This is a genomic window from Rhodococcus sp. P4_B6 (assembly GCF_056402215.1).
Genome location: NZ_JBFUHV010000103.1, coordinates 1 through 20,184, shown reverse-complemented (window position 1 = coordinate 20,184; position 20,184 = coordinate 1). Strand labels below are relative to the sequence as shown.

Annotated in this window: 18 protein-coding genes; 9 read left to right on the top strand and 9 right to left on the bottom strand. The window is 68.4% G+C overall.

Annotated features, from left to right (window positions below; genetic code table 11):
• Positions 1-2: 2 nt before the first annotated feature.
• The 3 genes from tatC (at position 3) to AC1DWT_RS33615 (ending at position 4,586) form a co-directional block, all read left to right on the top strand.
• Positions 3-1,043 carry a twin-arginine translocase subunit TatC gene (tatC, locus tag AC1DWT_RS33625; RefSeq protein ID WP_095863685.1) on the top strand — a complete coding sequence of 347 codons (1,041 nt, stop codon included), beginning with the start codon at positions 3-5 and terminating at the stop codon, positions 1,041-1,043.
• A gap of 18 nt (positions 1,044-1,061) precedes the next feature.
• On the top strand, positions 1,062-3,797 hold the full coding sequence (locus AC1DWT_RS33620) for a DEAD/DEAH box helicase (protein ID WP_206015924.1): 2,736 nt from the start codon (positions 1,062-1,064) through the stop codon (positions 3,795-3,797).
• Between the two features lie 102 nt (positions 3,798-3,899).
• A complete protein-coding gene (locus AC1DWT_RS33615; protein WP_072941705.1) occupies positions 3,900-4,586 on the top strand; it encodes a DUF4333 domain-containing protein in 687 nt (228 codons plus the stop codon).
• Between the two features lie 19 nt (positions 4,587-4,605).
• On the opposite strand, the gene AC1DWT_RS33610 is transcribed toward AC1DWT_RS33615, so the two are convergent.
• Positions 4,606-5,562, bottom strand: a complete 957-nt coding sequence (locus tag AC1DWT_RS33610; RefSeq protein ID WP_072941702.1) for a 5'-3' exonuclease — start codon at positions 5,560-5,562, stop codon at positions 4,606-4,608.
• A gap of 36 nt (positions 5,563-5,598) precedes the next feature.
• On the opposite strand from AC1DWT_RS33610, the gene AC1DWT_RS33605 reads away from it, so the two are divergent.
• Entirely contained in the window at positions 5,599-6,738 is a 1,140-nt protein-coding gene (locus tag AC1DWT_RS33605; protein WP_206012598.1) for a M24 family metallopeptidase, read from the top strand.
• Between the two features lie 128 nt (positions 6,739-6,866).
• Positions 6,867-7,625 carry a polyprenol monophosphomannose synthase gene (locus tag AC1DWT_RS33600; protein ID WP_477923978.1) on the top strand — a complete coding sequence of 253 codons (759 nt, stop codon included), beginning with the start codon at positions 6,867-6,869 and terminating at the stop codon, positions 7,623-7,625.
• On the opposite strand, the gene AC1DWT_RS33595 is transcribed toward AC1DWT_RS33600, so the two are convergent.
• Positions 7,585-7,998, bottom strand: coding sequence for a TIGR03618 family F420-dependent PPOX class oxidoreductase (locus AC1DWT_RS33595; protein ID WP_206012597.1), 414 nt, complete (start codon positions 7,996-7,998; stop codon positions 7,585-7,587). The two genes, AC1DWT_RS33600 and AC1DWT_RS33595, sit on opposite strands and share 41 nt — an antisense overlap.
• A gap of 30 nt (positions 7,999-8,028) precedes the next feature.
• Between AC1DWT_RS33595 and AC1DWT_RS33590 the strand changes: the two genes are divergently transcribed.
• Genes AC1DWT_RS33590 through AC1DWT_RS33575 form a run of 4 tightly spaced genes read left to right on the top strand, consistent with a single transcriptional unit; the run spans position 8,029 to position 11,529 of the window.
• On the top strand, positions 8,029-8,802 hold the full coding sequence (locus AC1DWT_RS33590) for an SDR family NAD(P)-dependent oxidoreductase (protein ID WP_206012596.1): 774 nt from the start codon (positions 8,029-8,031) through the stop codon (positions 8,800-8,802).
• Positions 8,799-10,034 (top strand): precorrin-6y C5,15-methyltransferase (decarboxylating) subunit CbiE, encoded by a 1,236-nt coding sequence (gene cbiE, locus AC1DWT_RS33585; protein WP_206012595.1) that lies wholly within the window; start codon positions 8,799-8,801, stop codon positions 10,032-10,034. Before AC1DWT_RS33590 ends, cbiE begins: the two co-directional genes overlap by 4 nt.
• Positions 10,031-10,780, top strand: a complete 750-nt coding sequence (gene cobM / locus AC1DWT_RS33580; protein WP_477923975.1) for a precorrin-4 C(11)-methyltransferase — start codon at positions 10,031-10,033, stop codon at positions 10,778-10,780. Before cbiE ends, cobM begins: the two co-directional genes overlap by 4 nt.
• Before the next feature lie 2 nt (positions 10,781-10,782).
• Entirely contained in the window at positions 10,783-11,529 is a 747-nt protein-coding gene (locus tag AC1DWT_RS33575; protein ID WP_206012593.1) for a cobalt-precorrin-6A reductase, read from the top strand.
• Between the two features lie 14 nt (positions 11,530-11,543).
• Here AC1DWT_RS33575 and AC1DWT_RS33570 read toward each other — a convergent pair whose 3' ends face one another.
• The 7 genes from AC1DWT_RS33570 to AC1DWT_RS33540 all read right to left on the bottom strand — a co-directional run bounded on the left by AC1DWT_RS33570 (position 11,544) and on the right by AC1DWT_RS33540 (position 19,996).
• Complete coding sequence (locus tag AC1DWT_RS33570) at positions 11,544-11,981, bottom strand: cupin domain-containing protein (protein WP_095863693.1); 438 nt, start codon at positions 11,979-11,981, stop codon at positions 11,544-11,546.
• A 228-nt stretch (positions 11,982-12,209) separates the two neighbouring features.
• Positions 12,210-13,952: a flavin-containing monooxygenase gene (locus AC1DWT_RS33565; protein ID WP_477923973.1), complete on the bottom strand. Its 1,743-nt coding sequence runs from the start codon at positions 13,950-13,952 to the stop codon at positions 12,210-12,212.
• 30 nt (positions 13,953-13,982) lie between these two features.
• Complete coding sequence (locus tag AC1DWT_RS33560; RefSeq protein ID WP_072941682.1) at positions 13,983-15,044, bottom strand: SDR family oxidoreductase; 1,062 nt, start codon at positions 15,042-15,044, stop codon at positions 13,983-13,985.
• Complete coding sequence (locus AC1DWT_RS33555) at positions 15,041-16,543, bottom strand: NAD-dependent succinate-semialdehyde dehydrogenase (RefSeq protein ID WP_083395836.1); 1,503 nt, start codon at positions 16,541-16,543, stop codon at positions 15,041-15,043. The genes AC1DWT_RS33560 and AC1DWT_RS33555 overlap by 4 nt, the downstream gene beginning before the upstream one ends.
• Before the next feature lie 19 nt (positions 16,544-16,562).
• Positions 16,563-17,582, bottom strand: a complete 1,020-nt coding sequence (locus AC1DWT_RS33550; protein ID WP_206012592.1) for an ABC transporter permease — start codon at positions 17,580-17,582, stop codon at positions 16,563-16,565.
• Positions 17,579-19,114, bottom strand: a complete 1,536-nt coding sequence (locus AC1DWT_RS33545) for a sugar ABC transporter ATP-binding protein (protein WP_072941678.1) — start codon at positions 19,112-19,114, stop codon at positions 17,579-17,581. The genes AC1DWT_RS33550 and AC1DWT_RS33545 overlap by 4 nt, the downstream gene beginning before the upstream one ends.
• Positions 19,115-19,117: 3 nt before the next feature.
• A complete protein-coding gene (locus AC1DWT_RS33540; protein ID WP_241031268.1) occupies positions 19,118-19,996 on the bottom strand; it encodes a substrate-binding domain-containing protein in 879 nt (292 codons plus the stop codon).
• Between the last annotated feature and the right edge of the window lie 188 nt (positions 19,997-20,184).

The window sequence follows — 20,184 nt, the reverse complement described above, 5'->3', positions numbered from 1 at the left end:
CAGTGCGAATTCCGTTCGATCCGCGCCACAGCAAGCGGAGGACCAACCCCGACGGCACGATGTCGTTGGTCGATCACCTCTACGAGCTGCGCACGCGACTGCTCCTGTCGGTGCTGGCCATCGTGGTCACCACCGCGGTGGGCTTCTTCTGGTACTCCCACGAGATCTTCGGCATCGAGAGTCTCGGCGAACTCCTGCGTGGGCCGTACTGTTCGCTGCCGGAGTCGAGTCGCGCCGACCTGAGCCACGACGGGTCGTGCCGACTCCTCGCGACCGGACCGTTCGAGCAGTTCATGCTCCGCTTCAAAGTCGCGTTCACGGCGGGCGTCGTCCTCGCCTGCCCCATCTGGCTGTACCAGCTGTGGGCGTTCATCACCCCCGGCTTGTACGCGAAGGAACGCCGCTACGCGATCGGCTTCGTGGTGTCCGGCGCGGCGCTGTTCATGGCCGGCGCCGTTCTGGCGTACGTGGTCGTCGCGAAGGCCCTGCATTTCCTGCTGACGATCGGCGACAACGTCCAGATCACCGCACTCGGCGGCGCGGAGTACTTCGGGTTCATCATCAACCTGCTGATCATCTTCGGCGTCAGCTTCGAGATCCCGCTGCTCATCGTCGCCCTGAACTTCGTCGGCATCCTGTCCTACGCGAAGCTCAAGGCGTGGCGCCGCGGCCTGATCTTCGCCCTCTTCGTGTTCGCCGCGATCGCCACACCCGGTCAGGACCCGTTCTCGATGCTCGCGCTCGCGTTCGCGTTGACGCTGCTGTTCGAGATCGCCGTGCAGATCGCCCGCGTCAACGACCGCCGCAAGGCTCGTCGCACGGAGCAGGAGTGGGGTGCCCTCGACGACGACGAGGCGTCGACGATCGCGGCGCCGTCGGACCTGAACGAGTCGTTCGACGTGGCCGCCACCGCGGTCCCCGAGCCCGCGGGCCGGTTCCGTCGTTCCCGCAAGTCCGGGAAGTCCGGTGCTGCGAACAAGAACGACGACGCGAGCACGACCGGCAGCAACACACCGGGTCAGGACTTCTCCGACACCCTGTGACAATCTGACGGGGTGGCAGTGACAACAGGTGACAGGACCGGCGGCACCGAACTCGATGTGTTCTCGGCGCAGCTCGGTTTCGTGCTCGACCCCTTCCAGATCAACGCCTGCCGCGCGCTCGAGGGCGGCCACGGCGTCCTCGTCTGCGCCCCGACCGGCGCGGGAAAGACGGTGGTCGGCGAATTCGCCGTGCACCTGGCGCTCGCGGCCGGTCGCAAGTGCTTCTACACCACACCGATCAAGGCGCTGAGCAATCAGAAGTACGCGGAACTGGTGCGACGCTACGGCAAGGACACCGTCGGGCTGCTGACCGGAGATTCGAGCATCAACTCGGACGCCCCGGTGGTCGTGATGACCACCGAGGTGTTGCGGAACATGCTGTACGCCGATTCCGCCGCGCTGCGCGGGTTGTCGCACGTCGTCATGGACGAGGTGCACTTCCTGGCCGACCGGTTCCGTGGGGCGGTGTGGGAAGAGGTGATCCTGCACCTGTCCGAGGACGTCCGGCTCGTCAGTCTGTCGGCGACCGTCAGCAACGCCGAGGAGTTCGGTGCGTGGATGGAGACGGTGCGCGGCGACACCACCGTGGTGGTCGACGAGAACCGCCCGATCCCGCTGTGGCAGCACATCATGGTCGGAAAGCGGCTGTTCGACCTGTTCGACACGAGGGCGCGCAGCGGGGACGTCCGCAAGGATCTGGTGGTCGACCAGGATCTGGTGCGTCACGTCAAGCAGCGGCAGGCCCTCGAACGGGCCGACTCGTGGGAGTCGCGGGGCAGGGGACGACGCGGCGGCGGCCGCGGGTACTCCAGCGATTTCCGGCCGCTGCCTCGGCCGGAAGTGATCTCCCGCCTCGACGACGAGGGGCTCCTCCCGGCGATCACGTTCATCTTCAGCCGGGCCGGGTGCGACGCCGCGCTGGCCCAGTGCCTGCGATCCCGACTCGATCTGACGACGCCGGAGCAGGTCGCCGAGATCCGGACCATCGTCGACGCCCACACCGGCGAACTGCCGAAGGCCGATCTGGAGGTCCTCGGGTACTGGGAATGGCGCAAGGCGCTCGAACGTGGCCTCGCCGCGCACCACGCGGGGATGTTGCCCGCGTTCCGGCAGACGGTAGAGGAGTTGTTCGTCAAGGGACTGGTCCGGGCCGTGTTCGCCACCGAGACGCTGGCGCTCGGCATCAACATGCCCGCCCGCACCGTCGTCCTCGAACGCCTCGTCAAGTACAACGGCGAGGCCCACGCCGAACTCACCCCGGGGGAGTACACCCAGCTCACGGGCCGGGCGGGACGTCGCGGCATCGACGTCGAGGGTCACGCGGTGGTCCTGTGGCAGCCCGGGGTGGAACCGGTGGACGTCGCCGGGCTGGCGTCCACCCGCACGTTCCCGCTGCGCAGTTCGTTCCGTCCCGGCTACAACATGACTATCAACCTGGTCGACCGCATGGGTGCGGCGGAATCGCGGGCCCTGCTCGAGCGGTCGTTCGCCCAGTTCCAGGCCGACCGGTCGGTGGTCGGCCTGACGCGCGGCATCGAACGCAACGAGGCCGCGCTCACCACGCTCAGCGAACGGCTCGGCGGCGAGGACGGCGAGTACTTCGAGTACGCGCGGCTGCGGGAGGAACTGAGCAGCCGGGAACGATCGCTCGAACGCGCAGGCCGGACCGAACGCCGGGACGCCGCCGTCGCGTCGCTCGTCGCCCTGCGGCGCGGCGACGTGATCGCGATCCCCGTGGGACGGCACTCCGGTCTGGCGGTGGTGCTGGAACCGGACCGGGATCCGACGGACCCGAAGCCGTTGATCCTCACCGAGGCGAAGTGGGCGGGCCGGGTGTCGGCGGGCGACTTCCCCGAGCCGGCACGGTCTTTGGGATCGATGCGGTTGCCGCGACGCTTCGATCACCACACGGCCCGGGTGCGACGCGATCTGGCATCGGCGTTGCGCAGCACCGGAATCGTCGCCCCGGGCCGGCGGAAGCGGAAGAAGTCGGGTGCGGCCGGAGACGACGCCGAGATCGCGCGGCTGCGGCGCGCGATCCGGCAGCATCCGTGCCACAGCTGGCCCGACCGCGAGCAGCTGAGCCGGATCGGTGAGCGCTACAACCGGCTGGCCCGCGAGACGGAGACGATGCGGCAGAAGGTCGCCGCCACGACGAACTCGTTGGCGCGCACGTTCGATCGGATCCTGTCGCTGCTCGCCGAGCGCGACTACGTCTCGGCGGGTGAGCACCCCGATGCCACCGAGCACGGCACCCGGTTGAGCCGGATCTATTGCGAGAGCGACCTCTTGGTGGCCGAGTGCCTCAGGCAGGGTGTGTGGAAGGGGCTCGGGCCCGCGGAACTCGCCGCCGTCGCGTCCGCCGTGATCTTCGAATCGCGCCGCGAGGGGGACACGGTCGAGAGCGGCGGTCCGGGAGCGCTGCGGCACGCCCTCGACGAGACCGTGCGGGTGTGGCGGGAACTGCGGGCGGACGAGATTCGGCACAAGCTGCCGCCCACCCGTGAACCGGACTTCGGCTTCGCCGCCGCGATCTACCACTGGGCCAGCGACAATTCGCTCGTCGAGGCGCTGATCGCGGCGGGAGACCAGGGGCGCGCGCTGTCCGCCGGCGACTTCGTGCGGTGGTGCCGACAGGTGATCGACCTCCTCGAGCAGGTCCGTTCGACGTCGCCCGATCCGGAGGTCGGCAAGGCGGCGAGTCGTGCGGTCGCGGCGATCCGTCGCGGCGTCGTCGCCGTGGATGCTGCGTGACCTGACGCCGTGTGGTTGGATTCGCACGCCGTCCGAGGGCCCGAATCCGATGGTGGGGCGTTACGGTAGGTACAAAACTTGACACGTGAGCGGGAGGCGACGATGAGCGGCCCTTACGGACCGAACGACCCGAACGGGCAATGGGCCCAGGGACAGCAACCGGGCCAGGGTAATCCTGACCAGACCGGCGGCCAGTACGGCGCGCCGCAGTACGGTCAGCAGCCGCCCGCCCAGCCGTGGGGTCAGCAACCGGGTCAGCCTCAGCAGCCCGGGCAGCCGCAGTGGGGTCAGCAGCCCGGACAGCCGCAGTGGGGTCAGCAGCCGCAGCCCGGTCAGCTCGGACAGCCGGGTCCGGGGCAGTGGGGCCAGCAGCCTCAGCAGCCCGGGCAGCCGCAGTGGGGTCAGCAACCGGGTCAGCCGCAGCAGTGGGGGCCGGCCCCCGGCCAGCAGCAGTGGGGTCAGCCTCCGTCCTCGGGGAAATCGAAGCTGCCGTTGATCATCGGCGGTGTGGTGGCACTGCTGGTGATCGTGGGTATCGCTCTGGTGCTGGCGTTCACGGTGTTCGGCACGGACACTCTCGATCAGAAGGCGGCGGAGGACGGTGTCGAGCGCATCGTCACCGATTCGTACGGCGCCGAGAACGTGTCCGGTGTCACCTGCCCCTCGGGTCAGGAAGTGAAGAAGGGCAACAGTTTCACGTGCAGCCTCACCGTCGACGGTGAGAAGAAGCAGGTCACTCTCACCTTCACCGACGACAAGGGCACGTATGAGGTGAGCCGCCCCAGCTAGGCGGCGGCCCACCCGGCCGTCACGGAACCCGTGCGGCGGCCACCTTTTTCATCGCCGTCGTGAGGCGTCCCACGGAGTTCTCGATTCCGAGTTCGTCCGCCAGCCTGCCGAGCCGGTCCGCGTCGACCGGTTCGGCGGGCAGCGTGTCTTCGCGGGACAGTTCGACGTCCGCGTCGCGCACGACCCGCACCACCGGCAGCGCCGCGTCGAGATAGTCGGCCGCGGCGGCGAACTTCGCGCGCGCACCCTTCGCCATGTCCGATTCGGGATCGACGGCCGCGGCCCGCAGTGCGGCGAGCGATCCGTATTGCATGATCAGGCTGGACGCGGTTTTCTCGCCGATGCCCTTCACGCCCGGCAGTCCGTCGGACGAGTCGCCGCGCAGCAGCGCGAGTTCGGCGTAGGCCTCGCCGGCCCGATCGGTGGGCACCCCGTACTTGGCCGCCACTTCTTCGGGCCCGAGCAACTCTGCCTTGGCGAGTCCGCGCACCACGTACAGCACCCGCACGGGCACCGGGTCGTCCGTGACGACCTGCAGGAGGTCGCGGTCGCCGGTGACGACGACGACCGGGTCGCTGGTCTCGGTGGCGGCGAGGGTGCCGAGAACGTCGTCGGCTTCGAGGCCTTCCGCGCCCGCGGTCGCGATTCCGGTGGCGGCCAGGACATCCAGGATCATCGGGACCTGTGGCGACAGGGTGTCGGGGACCTCTTCCTCCGCCCCGCCGGTGTCCTCGGCCACCCGGTGCGCCTTGTAGGTGGGCACCGCTTCGACGCGGAACGCGGGCCGCCAGTCCAGGTCGAGGCACACCGCGAGCCGGGACGGCTGGTGCTTGGTGATCAGTGCGGCCACCATGTCGGTGAATCCGCGCACTGCGTTGACGGATCGACCGTCAGGTGAGGTGATCGAGTCGGGTAGCGCGTAGTACGCGCGAAACCACAGGCTGGCACCGTCGAGGAGAAGCAGAGGCCCTGTCATGACCCTCATCCTGCCAAACCGGTTTAGCCTGAAGCCATGAGTTCCCTCGGCGCATCGACTTCACGCTTCCCGACGACCATCTATGCCGACCGGATCGCGCGCGCAGGCGCCCTGGCCCGCGATGCCGGACTCGACGGCCTCCTCATCACGCCCGGACCCGATCTGCGGTATCTGCTGGGTTCGCGCGCGGAGTCGTTCGAACGGCTCACCTGCCTGGTGATTCCGGCGACCGGCGACACCGCGTCCGTGGTCGTGCCGCGGCTCGAACTGGCCGCGCTGACCGAATCCGCCACGTCCGAACTGGGTCTGACGGTCCGCGACTGGGTGGACGGGGTCGACCCGTACGCGCTGGTGTCGGGTCTGCTGCCGTCTCCTGCGCGGACCGCCGTCACGGATGCGATGCCGGCGCTGCACCTGATTCCGCTGTCCGAGGCGCTCGGGGCGCTGCCGGTCCTGGCCACCGAGGTGCTGCGGGAGCTGCGGATGGTCAAGGACGACGCGGAGATCGACGCGTTGCGCCGGGCCGGTCAGGCCATCGACCGGGTCCACGCCCGGATGGGAGAGTTCCTGAAGGTCGGCCGCACCGAGGCCGCGGTGGCGGCGGACATCACGGCGGCGATCCTCGACGAGGGGCACACCGAGGCGGCGTTCGTCATCGTCGGCTCGGGACCGCACGGCGCCGACCCGCACCACGAGGTGTCCGAGCGGGTCGTCGAGTCGGGTGACGTCGTGGTCATCGACATCGGCGGACCCGTCGAACCCGGTTACAACTCCGACTCCACCCGCACCTACAGCATGGGTGAACCCGATCCGGGTGTGGCCGAGAAGTTCGCGGTGCTCGAGCAGGCGCAGGCGGCGGCGGTCGCCCTGGTGCGGCCCGGCGTCACCGCCGAGGCGGTCGACGCGGCCGCCAGGGACCTGCTGGCCGCGCAGGGGCTCGCCGAGGTGTTCGTGCACCGGACCGGGCACGGAATCGGTCTGTCGGTGCACGAGGAGCCGTACATCGTCTCGGGTAACGCGATCGAACTGACCGAGGGGATGGCCTTCAGTGTGGAACCGGGAATCTACTTCCGCGGGGAGTGGGGTGCCCGCATCGAGGACATCGTCATCGTGACCGCCGACGGCTGTGAGCCGGTTAACACCCGGCCGCACGGGTTGACGGTTCTCCCGGGCTGAGTACGCCGCGGGAACCGGGAGTGTGCGGGGCGGTGCGGCGCGGGTAGTAACATCTCCCATTTGTTCACGACCGCACTCGCCGCTGCACGTCCGCGGAGAGTCGGGATCACAGATCAACCGAAGGTGTCATGGAAAGCGTCGCCCCGAAGGTAACCGTCGTCGTCCCGACCTACAACGAACGCGACAACCTGCCCAAGATCGTCGAGCTTCTCGCGGCGTTGGCCATCCCGAACCTGCACGTGCTGGTCGTCGACGACAACTCGCCGGACGGCACCGGTGAGGTCGCCGACACGCTCGCGCAGAGCGGTCCGATCCCGGTCGGTGTGCTGCACCGGACCGTGAAGGACGGCCTCGGGCGGGCCTACGTTGCCGGCATGACGCGGGCGCTGTCCGAGGGCGCGGACATCGTGATCCAGATGGACGCCGACCTGTCGCACCCCACCGAGGCCATCCCGCGGATGGTGGAGACGCTGACGACGACGGATGCGGCCGTCGTGCTCGGCTCCCRCTACGTGGCGGGCGGCGCGGTCGCCAGCGACTGGCCCTGGCACCGCAAGGCGCTGTCGGCGTGGGCGAACTTCTACGTCAACGCGATCCTGCGGTTGCGGGTCAAGGACGCCACCGCCGGGTTCAAGGCGTGGCACGCGGACACGCTGCGGGCCATCGACGTCGAGGGTGTGCAGAGCAACGGGTACGCGTTCCAGGTGGAGATGAACTACCGGGTGGTGCAACGCGGCATGACGATCGCCGAGGTCCCGATCCGGTTCGAGGAACGCACCGACGGCGTGTCCAAGATGAGTCTCGCGGTGCAGCTCGAGTCGGCGCGGGTCCCGTGGAAGCTGCGGTTCAGTCGTGACGCAGCGCAGCCGAGCCGAGTACGCGGCTGACGGCGATCTCCACGACCACCCGTGTCGGGTTCACCCGGGGCTGGCGGTACCTCGCGGCGTAGCGGGCCACGGCGTCGGCGACGGATTCGGGGTCGGTGAGGACCCGGGCGGGACCTTCGAGCGTCATCCAGCGCGGTCCGTCCACCTGGCTGACCGCGCCGTACCCTCCGCGTTCGGCGTTGAGGGCCTTCTGCGAGGAGCCGTTGGTGATGACCCGTGCCAGCCCGTGCTCCTGATCCCAGGTGAAGCCGACGGCGACGACGTGCGGGGTGCCGTTCTTGCGGAGCGTGGTGAGYGTACCGAGGTGGTATTCGCCGAGGAAGGCGAGCGCCGCGTCGGGCAGGCGGATCGGGGTGTAGGGGGTGCGGTCCATCCCCCGACGGTAATCCAGGACACTGGACGGGTGAGCCTGGGATCGAAGAAGAACAGCGGAAAGCCCGACGACGGGGTGGTACTCCTRCTCGGTGGTCGCAGCGAGATCGGCCTCGAGATCGCCTCCCGGCTCGCGCCCGGCCGCACGATCGTCCTCGCCGCCCGCCGCAGCACCGAACTCGCCGCCGAGCGGCAGGCGCTGCTCGATGCGGGAGCGTCCGCGGTGGACTGCGTGGAATTCGACGCCGACGACCTCGACAGCCACGAGAAGCTGCTGAGATCCGTCGTCGACGCCCACGGCCCGCTGTCGGTGGCGGTGCTGGCGTTCGGCATTCTGGGCGACCAGGCGCGCGCCGAGCGGGACGCACGGCACGCCGTCGCCGTGGTCCACACCGACTACGTGGCGCAGGTCTCTGTGCTCACCCATCTCGCCACCCTGCTCCGGGAGCAGCGGTCGGGACGGATCGTGGTGTTCTCGTCCGTCGCGGGTGTGCGGGTGCGCCGCGCCAACTACGTCTACGGGTCGGCGAAGGCCGGACTGGACGGGTTCGCCTCCGGTCTGGGCGACGCCCTCCACGGCAGCGGTGTGTCCCTGCTGCTCGTGCGGCCCGGCTTCGTGATCGGCCGGATGACCGAGGGAATGTCGCCCGCGCCGATGTCGAGCACGCCGGCGCAGGTCGCGGACGCGACCGTGCGGGGCCTGCGCCGCGGCGCGAGCCGAGTGTGGGTGCCGGGACGGTTGCGACCGGTGTTCTTCGTCATGCGACTGCTGCCGCAGGCGATCTGGCGCCGGATGCCGCGATGACCGACCCGATCGTCGTCGTCGGTATCGGTGCCGACGGGTGGGACGGTCTGTCGCCGTCTGCACGGCGCGAGATCGAGGCCGCCGACGTCGTGATGGGTTCGGGGCGCCAACTCGCCCTGATTCCCGAGTCGCCTGCGCTGCGGGTGACCTGGCCGTCGCCGCTGGTCCCGGCGCTGCCCGGCCTGTTCGAGCAGCACCACAGCCGGCGGATTTGTGTGCTGGCCAGCGGAGACCCGATGTTCCACGGCATCGGCGTCACCCTCGTCGGACTCCTCGGCGCGGACCGCGTGCGGGTGATCCCGCACCCGTCCTCCGCCACCCTGGCCTGCGCCCGGCTGGGCTGGGCGGCGCACGAGACACCGGTGGTCAGTCTCGTGAACCGGCCCGTGGACACGCTCCTGCCGGCACTCGGCGATCGGACGCGACTGCTGGTGCTGAGCCGCGACGAGCACACCCCCGCGGCCGTCGCCGAACTCCTGACGGGACGGGGGTTCGGACCGTCCCGGCTCACCGTGCTCGGCGAACTGGGCGGACCCGGCGAGTCGAGACTCGACGGAACGGCGTCGGCGTGGTCATCCGTGCCGGGACCCCGGCTGAACGTGATCGCGATCGACTGCCGCGCCGAGGTAGGCGCCGTCCGGCTGACCCGGCTGCCGGGACTGCCCGACGCCGCGTTCACCGGTGACGGGCAGATGACCAAACACGAGATCCGCGCCCTGACACTGTGCGCCCTCGCACCCGCGGCGGGGGAGTCGCTGTGGGACGTAGGAGGCGGATCGGGCACCGTCGCGATCGAATGGATGCGTACTCACCCCCTCTGCCGGGCAGTGACTTTCGAGCGCAGTGCGGCACGCGTCGACCAGATCGCGTCGAACGCCGAAGCGCTCGGAGTGCCGTCCCTCGCCGTGTTCGGCGACGCACCCGCGGCATTCGACGACGTGCCCGCCGAACTGTCCGCGCCGGACGCGATCTTCATCGGCGGTGGCGTCACCCAGGACGGTCTGCTGGACGAGTGCTGGTCCCGGCTCCGGGTCGGCGGCCGGATGGTGGCCAATGCGGTGACGGCGGAATCGGAAGCGCTCCTGCTGCAGTGGTTCTCACACTGCGGTGGGCAGCTCCGCAAATTTCAGGTGTACCGAGGGGAGCCGCTCGGTGGGTTCACCGCGTGGCGGCCGCAACTGCCGGTGGCGCAGTGGTCGGTGACGAAGCAGTCGAAAGGTGTTGTGGCATGACGGTGTACTTCATCGGAGCCGGTCCCGGTGCGGCCGACCTGATCACGGTTCGCGCGCAGCGGATCATCGCCGCCAGCCCCGTCTGTCTGTACGCGGGCAGCCTCGTCCCGCAGGAACTCCTGGCGGAATGCCCCGAGGGGGCGCGGGTGATCGACACGGCGCGTCTGAGTCTCGACGAGATCGTCGCCCTGCTGATCGACGCCGACGCGGCCGGTCAGGACGTCGCGCGACTGCATTCGGGTGACCCGTCGATCTTCAGTGCCGTCGCCGAACAGGTCCGCCGGCTCGAATCCGCCGGGGTCGCATACCAGGTGGTGCCTGGGGTGCCCGCGTTCACCGCGGCGGCGGCGTCGCTGGGTCGGGAACTGACCGTTCCCGGTGTCTCGCAGTCGATTGTGCTGACCCGCGTGTCCACCCTGTCGACCGCGATGCCGGAGGGTGAGGACCTGCGTTCCCTCGGCCGTAGCGGCGCCACGATGGTGGTGCACCTGGGTGCGCACCGGATCGATCAGATCGCCGAAGAACTCACCGAGAACTACGGCCGCGACTGTCCGGCCGCTGTCGTCGCGTTCGCGTCGCGTCCCGACGAGATCGTTCTGCGCGGCACCCTGGCCACCATCGCCGAACAGGTGAAGGCGGCGGGCGTCACGAAGACCGCGGTGGTGATCGTCGGTAGAGTACTTGCTGCCGAAGGGTTTMCGGACAGCTACCTGTATTCCGCCACCCGCGAGCGCACCACCCACTGAGCGTGACGCGGATCCTGATCCTCGGCGGCACCGGGGAGGCCCGCGCGCTGGCCGCGGCACTCGCGGACGTTCCGGGTGTCGAGGCCGTGTCGTCCCTCGCCGGCCGGGTCCGTGACCCGCGCCTGCCCGTCGGTGACGTGCGGATCGGCGGGTTCGGGGGAGCCGACGGCCTCGCGGAGTGGTTGCACGCGCATCCCGTCGACGCGATCGTCGATGCGACGCACCCGTTCGCGGCGCAGATCACGAGCAACGCCGCCGACGCCGCGCACCGTCGCGGCATCCCGCTGATGGTTCTCCGTCGCCCCGAGTGGTCGCCGCGTCCGGGTGAACATTGGCACGGCGCCTCGGACCTTGCCGACGCCGCCGAACTGCTGCCCGATCTGGGAACGAGAGTCTTCCTCACCATCGGCAGGCAGGGCGTCGACGCGTTCGCGGACCTGCAGGCACTGTGGTTCCTGATCCGCGCGATCGATCCGCCCGACGTGGCGATGCCGCCGCACTCGACGCTGCTCCTGGCCCGCGGGCCGTTCGCTGTCGCCGACGAGACCGCACTGATGCGGGAGCACCGCATCGACGTCCTCGTCACCAAGAACAGCGGCGGCGGTCAGACCGACGCGAAACTGGACGCCGCACGCGCGCTGGGCGTCCCGGTACTGATGATTCGCCGTCCGCCGTTGCCGCCGGCGACGGCAACGGTGGACGACGTCGCGGGAGCCATCGCCTGGATCGGCGCTCTCACGCGACGATGACCCGGCCGGTCCGGTCAGCAGGCCGGTGCCGGCGCATCCTCGGACAGGGGCTTGCCCTCCGGTTCGGTGTAGAACGCGAGCAGGACCAGCGGTTCCGTACCCAGATTGGAACCCTCGTGGACGTGATCGCTGCCGTGGTCCTCGGTGATCGCCTGACCGGCGGTCGTCACCGCGGTCGTGCAGTCCTGCAGCGTGCGCGTCAGCACACCCGATTCGACGAAGGCGTACACCGGGCCGTCGTGGTAATGCCACCCCGTCGTGCCGCCGGGGGCGATCTCGATGCGCCGCAGCGTCAGATCCGTGCCCGCCGAACTTCCGGCGACCGCCGGAACCGTCGTCTCGAACAGAATCTGTGCGGTCACCCCCGAAGACGGCGTGGCCTGGGCGGGGGAAGCGGACAGCACCGCCGCGACGGCACAGGACAAGACGACCACACTCGATCTGAGGAGCATCGTGACGACCTCTCGGCGCGCTGGCCCTGCGCACTGCGCGCAGGCGTCCAGGGGGAGTGCATTACGGCGTGTCCAGGGTAGGGCCACGAACCGTGCGGCCGAGGGGATATCCGCGAACCGGACATCTCGAAGGCACCGGTGCTGTCGGGGAGAGTCCGCTGAGCCCGAGCAGGCGCATCGGACCCTCCCCGTCGTCGGCGCACCGATGACGTGCCCGGCCGGTCGGATTCAGCCGTTGTCGAGTTCGGTGCGGATCTGCATGGCCAGGACCTTGGAGTAGATCCGGCAGAGCTGGAAGTTGCCGGAGGAGAACCACAGTCCGGGTTGTGCCGTCCGCCTCCACGTGTTGCGGACCTCGCCCTCGTCGTCGTATCCCCAGATGGGGCCGACCGCGTCGGCGATCTCGTCGCCGAGCAGGGCGCGTACACCCTCCTGCTGGGTCTGGTATCCGGTCGCCAGGATGACGGCGTCGGCCTCGACGACGTCACCATTGGTCAAACTCAAACCGGCGGCGACGAACCCGGCCGTGTCGGCGTACTGGACCAGCCCGACCTGCCCGGAGATCAGCAGATCCGAACAGCCGACGTTGAGGTAGTAGCCGCCGCCACGGCGCATGAACTTCATCTGCTGGCCGGTGTCCTCTTCGCCGTAGTCGGTTCGGAAACCGATGCGATTGAGGGCGGCGATGAGGTCCTTGTCGAGTTCCTTCATCGTTGCCGTGATCATCTGGCTGCCGGTGTAGAGGTCGGGATAGACCGTCGCCATCGACAGGAGGTCGCAGTCCTCGAGGGTCGGTGCGGTCAGGTACGACGCATCTGCCGCCGCGGCCGAGGGGTCGACGCTCACGATGGTGGTCGAGCTGCGCTGCACCATCGTCACGTCGATACCGTGAGCATGCAGGTCCTGGGCGACATCGTGGGCGCTGTTCCCAGTTCCGATGATGACGACTCGCTGACCGGCGAAGTCGTTCGCGTCGTCGTATTCGCTCGAGTGCAGTGTGCGACCGGTGAACTGAGCAAGTCCGGGTAGCTCCGGAACGTACGGGATGCCGCTGACACCGGTCGCGATCACGACGTGCTTGGGGCGCAGGGTGCGAACGGTGCCGTCGCCGCGACGAACCCGCGCAACCCAGGACTGCGACTGTTCGTCGTAGTCTCCGCCGATGAAGGCGGTGGTACCCCAGAAGTTGATTTCCATGGCCTCGACGTACGCCTCGAACCATCCGGCGAGCTTGTCCTTGGGAACGAACTGCGGCCAGGTTGCGGGGAAAGGCATGTACGGAAGGTCGTTGAGCCACACCGCGTTGTGCAAGGTGAGGGCGTGGTATCGGGTGCGCCAGTTGTCGCCGGGACGCGCATGTGTGTCCACGACGAGCGCGTCGATGTCGAGCTGGCCGAGCCGGGCTGCGAGGGTCAGTCCCGACTGGCCACCGCCGACGATCAGTACGTCGGGGTCGCGGTTCTCGAAGGCTTGCGCGGCGACACGGCGGTCCAGCCAGTTGGGGCCACCGAACTTGGACGAGTCCGCCTGCCCGACGGGCCGGTGCTCGCCGGTGCGTTCGGGGTGGTCGGCGAGCTGGTCGAGGGTTGTGAACAGGGAGCGCACGAGCAGACCGTGTTCCGGCACGTCGACCAGCCGCGCGACCCCGACGGCGGACCCGGCGAGGGTGTCGAACTCGAAGATGACCTCCAGGCAGGGGATACCCRCCCGCTCCACGAGACGGGGAGGCGTCCGCTCTTCGGCGATGCGGATGTTCGTCGCCTTCGTGAGCTCCTGGCGGCGGAGCAACTCCGCGGGAATCTCGTCGCTGAACGTGCGCAGATCCCCGGTGAACGCGAGTACGTCGCGCCAGTAGGCCTGCGGGGCGAACACAGCGGTGGGTGCAAGTTCGGAGGCGAGGAACCGGGAGAATCCGTCGAGCCACGCCTGGGCGTCGGTTCGAAGATCGGTGTCACTGAAAGTGGTGGTCATGTTGTAGTCCTGTCGAAAAGTGTAAAGGGATTACGGAATCAGGCGAAGCGACCGGAGCTGCTCGAGGTTGGCAACGAAGCTCTCGTGGGTGTCGATGCACGCGGTGAAGCCGGCCCGGCGGATCTTGATCGTGCTCTGCACCATGTCGGACTCCATCGCGAACCATCCGTCGACGAACGGCCAGGCGGCCACCGCGGACAGCGGAAGGGGACGTAGCCGGTGCCGGGCGACTACGTCGTCCCACAGTGCGGATTTGTCCGCCATCTGCTCGGCCAGCGTCATCGGCTGCATCGGTGCGACGTCCATGCCGAAGAAGCCGGCGATGTCCGACCACAGATGCTCCCAGCGGAAGTTGTCACCGTTGGTGACGTTGAAGATCTCTCCACGTGCCGTCTCGGCCTCGAGCGCCCAGTGCACCGAAGCGCCCACGACGGCGCTGTCCGTCGCCTGGTGCAGCGCCGTCCAAGCCTTCGGGGTGCCGGGGAAGCGGAGTGGCAGACCTTGGTCTCGGCACAGGGTCGCGTAGACGCCGACACCGGTCAGCATGTTCATCGGTGATCCGATGCTCACACCCAGCACTGCATCCGGTCGGAGGACGGTCCAGGTGTACCCGTGCTGCTGGGCGTCGGCGAAGAGCAGGTCCTCCTGGTCGTTGTAGAAGATAGGTCCGAGGTGGCGGGGGTCGGTCTCCTTGGCGGGAGTCTTGTAGAAGCCGAGGTGCTCGCCATACGACTTTCCACCGCCGATCAGAACGACGTGCCGAAGTGTGGAGGATGACCCTCCGACCGCCTCGAGCACATGCCGAAGCATTGCGAGGTTCGGAGCCACGGTGGCCGCCATCGACTCACGTTCGGTGTACGCGGTGTAGACGATCGTGTCGATGTCGGAACACCCGGCGAACGCCGCCGAGGTGGCCGCGCCGTCGAGGAGATCGACCTGGATGTGGTCGGTGACTGCCGCCCCGCCCGGCAACTCGACCGGGCCGCGGCGTGCCACCGTGACCACGTCCCTGCCCTCGTCGGTCAGCGTGCGTACCACCGCGCTGCCGATCACCCCGTGGGCGCCGACGACCAGAGTCTTTCCGCCGCTCATGCGATGCCTCCGGCGCTCGTGGGTGCGGTGCCCGCGCCCAATGCGATGTACTTCGTCTCGAGGTATTCGGCGAGGCCTTCCGGGCCGCCTTCCCGCCCGTAGCCGGAATGTTTGACACCACCGAAGGGCGCCGCGGGGTTGGAGACCGTTCCCTGGTTGATGGCGACCATTCCGCTGTCGAGTTGTTCGGCGACGCGGATCGCGCGGTCCAGGTCGCGGGTGAACACGTAGGAGGCGAGCCCGTACCGGCTCGAGTTCGCGGATTCGAGGACCGCGGTTTCGTCGTCGAAGGAGATGATGGGCGCGACCGGACCGAAGATCTCGTCCTGGATGAGGAGCGCGTCGCCGGGCACATCGGTGAGGACGGTGGGCGCGAAGAAGCAGCCAGGACGGTCGAGGGCGTGCCCGCCCGTCACAACGCGTGCGCCCTTGGCGACGGCGTCGTCGACCAGCCTCTGCACCTGGCGTCGCTGCTTGTCGTCGATGAGCGGGCCGATGTCGGTGCCGGGGTCCATGCCCGGACCGATGGTCAGCGCGGAGAAGCGCTCGGCGAGTTCGGCAGCGAACTCGCCGGCGATCGAGGAATGGACGTACAGGCGGTTGGCGCTGGTGCAGGCTTCTCCGTTGTTACGCAGTTTCGCCTGTACCGCGGCGTCCACTGCCGAGCCGACGTCCGCGTCGTCGAAGACGATGAACGGGGCGTTGCCACCGAGTTCGAGCGACACGCGCAGCAACTGGTCGGCCGATTGCCGCACGAGTGACTGTCCCACCTCGGTCGAGCCGGTGAACGAGATCTTCCGCAGCCGTGGATCATTCATTGCCGCGGCCACGATTCGGTTCGAATCGGTGCTGGGCACGACGTTGACCACGCCGGCGGGAACACCGGCCTCCTCGAGGATCGACGCTGTCGCCAGCATGCTCAGCGGAGTCTGTTTCGCGGGTTTGACGATGCAGGTGCAGCCCGCCGCCAGCGCAGGGCCGATCTTGCGGGTGCCCATCGCCAGAGGAAAGTTCCACGGTGTGACGAACAGGCACGGACCGACGGGCTGGGCCATTGTGACGATCCGGCCGACTCCCGATTCGGTGACGGTATAGCGGCCGCCGATGCGCACGGCCTCCTCGGAGTACCAGCGGAGGTATTCGGCTGCGTACGTCACCTCGGCCTGCGCCTGGGCGTAGGGTTTGCCCATCTCGAGGGTGGTCAGGATGGCGAGGTAGTCGGATCGCTCGAGCATGAGCGTGTAGGCGCGGCGCAGGATGTCCGAGCGCACCCGGGGTGCGGTGCGCGCCCAGTCGCGTTGGGCGGCCGCGGCGGCGTCGACAGCGGCAGCCATGTCCGCGAGCCCGCCGTCGGCGATCTCGGCGATCACGTCGCCGGTCGCGGGATTCTCCACCGCGATGGTCTGCCCCGTGCCGGGTGATACCCACCGGCCTCCGATGAACAGTTCGGTGGGCACCTTTGCCAGTGCGGCATCGGGGTTCATGGGTTCGTAGGTCATGGTTTCCTTTGATCGTGTGTCAAGCATGCTGCGTCCCCGAGGACTTGATGCGCAGCCGGTCCAGCGCCACCGCGAGCACGATGACCGCGCCCTGAATGATCTGCTGGTAGAACGTCGAGACGTCGAGCAGCGTCATACCGTTGACGAGAACCCCGATGATCGCCGCACCCACCAAGGTGCCGATCAACGATCCTCGCCCACCCATCAGTGACGTCCCGCCGAGGACCACGGCAGCGATCGCGGACAGTTCGTATCCGGCGCCGAGGTCCGGTACGGCGCTCTGCAGACGGGCCGACGCGATGATTCCGCCCACGGCCGCGCAGATGCCGGAGATCACGTACACGGTGGTGAGCACTCGCCGGACCGGGATGCCGGCCAGCCGGGCGGCTTCGGCGTTGCCGCCGACTGCGCGAACCCAGTGTCCGAAGACGGTGCGATTGAGCAGATACCACCCGCCCGCGAAGACCGCGGCCATGACGAGCACCGGAATCGGCACTCCGAGAAGGGCGCCGTGGCCGAGGACGGCGTAGCCGAGGTCCGTCGAGAACAGGGTCTTGCCGTCGGTACCGACGTAGGTCACTCCGCGGAGATACGTCAGCGCGGCGAGGGTGACGATGAAGGACGCCAACCCGAGCCCGGCCACCAGCACACCGTTGATCAATCCGATGACCAGGCCGGCGGCCAGTGCACCGAGCAGGGCGACCGGGGCCGGAGCGCCGTTGACGGAGAGGGCGACGGCCACGAACGCGGTCACGCCCACCGCCGACCCGACGGACAGGTCGATGCCTCCGGTCATGATGACGAAGGTCAGTCCCGCACCGAGTATGGCGGTCACGGAGATCTGCCGGGCGACGTCGAAAAGGTTGTCCACCGACAGGAAATACGGTGCGACCGCCGAGAACACGGCGATCAGCACGATGAGTGCGAGCGCCACGCCGAGCCGGTCGGCGAGTGCGGTGACGTGGTGCCGGATGCCGTTCGTTCGCGGGGGCCGGTGCGGCGCCGCCGGCAGGGTGGGGGAGGGAAGTGGGGTGGTCATGAGATTACCTCGGTGAGCGATGGAGGGGCAGTAACGCTTCCGGTTGCGTGCCGGATGATGTCTTCCTCGGTCATGGAGTCGCCGGAGACCTCGGCGACGATCGCGCCTTCGCGCATGACGAGGATCCGATCGGAGAGTCCGATGACCTCCGGAAGCTCGGAGGAGATCAACAGTATTGCAACTCCTTTCGACGCGACCTCGTTGATGAGTGCGTAGATGTCGGCCTTGGCTCCGATGTCGACGCCGCGGGTGGGTTCGTCGAGGATGAGTACCGACGGTTGCTTGGCCAGACAGCGCGCGAGCAAGACCTTCTGCTGATTGCCGCCGGAGAGATCCCCGACGCGCTGGTCGACGCCGGTGGTCTTGACGCGCATCTGCTCGGTGTATCGGGTGGCCGCACGTGTCAATGCTGCCGGCGAGGTCCGCCCGAAGCGATGGCGTCCGAATGCTGTACCGAGGCAGACGTTGTCGGCGATCGACATGTCGAGAAACAGGCCTTGTTCCTTGCGGCTCTCCGGGAGCATCACGATCCCGGCCGCCGCGGTCGAGCGGAGGTTGCCGAGGTCGACGTGTCGGGCGTCGACCTCGACGCGGCCGGCCGCGGCTTTGTCGAAGCCGGCAACCAGACGGCACAGTTCGCTTCGGCCGGCGCCGACGATGCCGGCCAATCCGACGACTTCGCCCGCGCGGACCTCGATGGAGCAGGGTTGCACTTTGTCGGAGGAGAGGTCGCTGACCTGGAGTCGGATGTCGGTGCGTGCTGCGGCTCGCCGGTGCTGGTACATCGCCTCGACCGGTCTGCCCACCATCGACGTGACGATCCGGTCCGGGGTCATGTCTGCTCGGGCCATCGAGTCGGCGACGACGCCGTCGCGGAGGACGGTGACGTGATCGGCGATTCGGTCGATCTCCGCCATCCGGTGACTGATGTACAGCATGGCGAGACCGCGCGACTTGAGTTCGGCAACGAGGCGGAGCAGGTTGTCGGCCTCGTCCTGCGAGAGTGCGGCAGTCGGCTCGTCCAGGACGAGGATCCGAGGCTCTTCGGACAGGGCGCGGGCGATCTCCACCAACTGTTGCTGACCTGTACTAAGTTCGGCCACATAGGTTTCGGGACGGATAGTCGACCCCACCCGGGCCAGGGCCGCGACCGCGAGTCGGCGGGCGGCACCGCGGTCCAATCGGCCCAGGCGCCGCCGTGGCTCCCGGCCGAGCACCATGTTCTCTGCGACGGTGAGTTCGGGAACCACGCTGAGCTCCTGATGGATGACTGTGAGTCCGTGTGCGCGTGCGTCGCCAGGGCCGGTGAAGTGCGCTGGGGCGCCGGCGAGGTGGATCGTTCCCGAGTCCGGCTGGTAGATACCGGTCAGCACCTTGATCAGGGTCGATTTGCCTGCGCCGTTCTCACCGGCGAGGACGGAGACCGATCCGGAATGCAACGATAATGACACCCCCCGCAGAACAGAATTGCCGTGGAAGGACTTCGTGATGCCTTCGAGACGCGCTGCGGGGACCTTCGTGAGCGTACCCATGGTTCATCCCCAGGTCTTGTAGGCAGTGATGGTGTCGGCGGTGACGAGGACGGTGGGAATCAATGTCGGTGCGCTGTCGACCTTCTCGCCGCCGGCGAGACGAACGGCGATGTCGAGTCCCGAGCGGCCGAGCTGGGCGGGGTCCTGCCCCGAGGTGGCGATGATGGAACTCTTGCCGAGTAGGTCGGTCAGTTGTTTCGCGCCGTCCACTCCGACGACCTTCACGTCGGTGCCCTTCTGTTGTGCAGCGAGGGAGATTCCGATCGCGGTGGGATCATTGACGCCGAAGAAGCCGTCCACATCGGGGTTCGCGGTGAGGATGGTGCTCGCGACGTTCATGGCTTTGTCGCGGGTGAGATCCGCGCGCTGAGTGGCGGCGACCTCGATGCCCGGGTGTGCGTCGAACGCTTCCCGGCATCCCTGCATGCGGTCCGCGATCGCAGATACCGCGGCCCCGTCGACGATGGCCACCTTGCCGGATCCGCCGAGTTGCTCGACGAGATACTTGCACGCTTCGCGGCCGGCCTGGACGTTGTCGCTCGTCACGGTCGCGTCGGCACCGATCGCCGTGACATCGACGGCGACGACGGGGATGTTCGCCTGCGTCGCTCGGAGCAATGCGGGACCGACGCCGTCGGAATCGACGGCGTCGACGATGATCGAGTCCACCTTCTGCCGGATGAACGTATCGATCTGGTCGCTTTGCACGGCGACGTCGGCATTGGCGTACTGGACGGACACTTCCACGCGCTTCTCGGCGGCGGCCTCTTCGATCGCCTGGCCTTCCGCGAGGAAGAAGGGGTTCGACGCCGCATTGAGGGTGACGCCGATCGTGGTCTTGCCGTCGTCTCCGGCACCTGCGCCGGACGTGCACGCYGTCATGGTGCCGGCCGCTATCACCGCGGTACCCAGTGCAACAGCGATTTTCGACGCCGTTTTCGCAGGTGGACAGGTTCTATCGAGAACTGACATCAGGCTGTTCCTTCTTGCTGGTCTGGATCGGTCAGACGACGGGCGTGACGCCGCCGTCGATGCAGAAATTCGCCCCCGACACGAAACTTGCGCGGGTG

Excerpts from the sequence above, each read along its gene's own strand:
- AC1DWT_RS33615 (WP_072941705.1), top strand. The coding sequence starts at position 3,900 with ATGAGCGGCCCTTACGGACCGAACGACCCGAACGGGCAATGGGCCCAG.
- AC1DWT_RS33610 (WP_072941702.1), bottom strand. The coding sequence starts at position 5,562 with ATGACAGGGCCTCTGCTTCTCCTCGACGGTGCCAGCCTGTGGTTTCGC.
- AC1DWT_RS33605 (WP_206012598.1), top strand. The coding sequence starts at position 5,599 with ATGAGTTCCCTCGGCGCATCGACTTCACGCTTCCCGACGACCATCTAT.
- cbiE (WP_206012595.1), top strand. The coding sequence starts at position 8,799 with ATGACCGACCCGATCGTCGTCGTCGGTATCGGTGCCGACGGGTGGGAC.
- AC1DWT_RS33570 (WP_095863693.1), bottom strand. The coding sequence starts at position 11,981 with ATGCTCCTCAGATCGAGTGTGGTCGTCTTGTCCTGTGCCGTCGCGGCG.
- AC1DWT_RS33560 (WP_072941682.1), bottom strand. The coding sequence starts at position 15,044 with ATGAGCGGCGGAAAGACTCTGGTCGTCGGCGCCCACGGGGTGATCGGC.
- AC1DWT_RS33555 (WP_083395836.1), bottom strand. The coding sequence starts at position 16,543 with ATGACCTACGAACCCATGAACCCCGATGCCGCACTGGCAAAGGTGCCC.
- AC1DWT_RS33550 (WP_206012592.1), bottom strand. The coding sequence starts at position 17,582 with ATGACCACCCCACTTCCCTCCCCCACCCTGCCGGCGGCGCCGCACCGG.
- AC1DWT_RS33545 (WP_072941678.1), bottom strand. The coding sequence starts at position 19,114 with ATGGGTACGCTCACGAAGGTCCCCGCAGCGCGTCTCGAAGGCATCACG.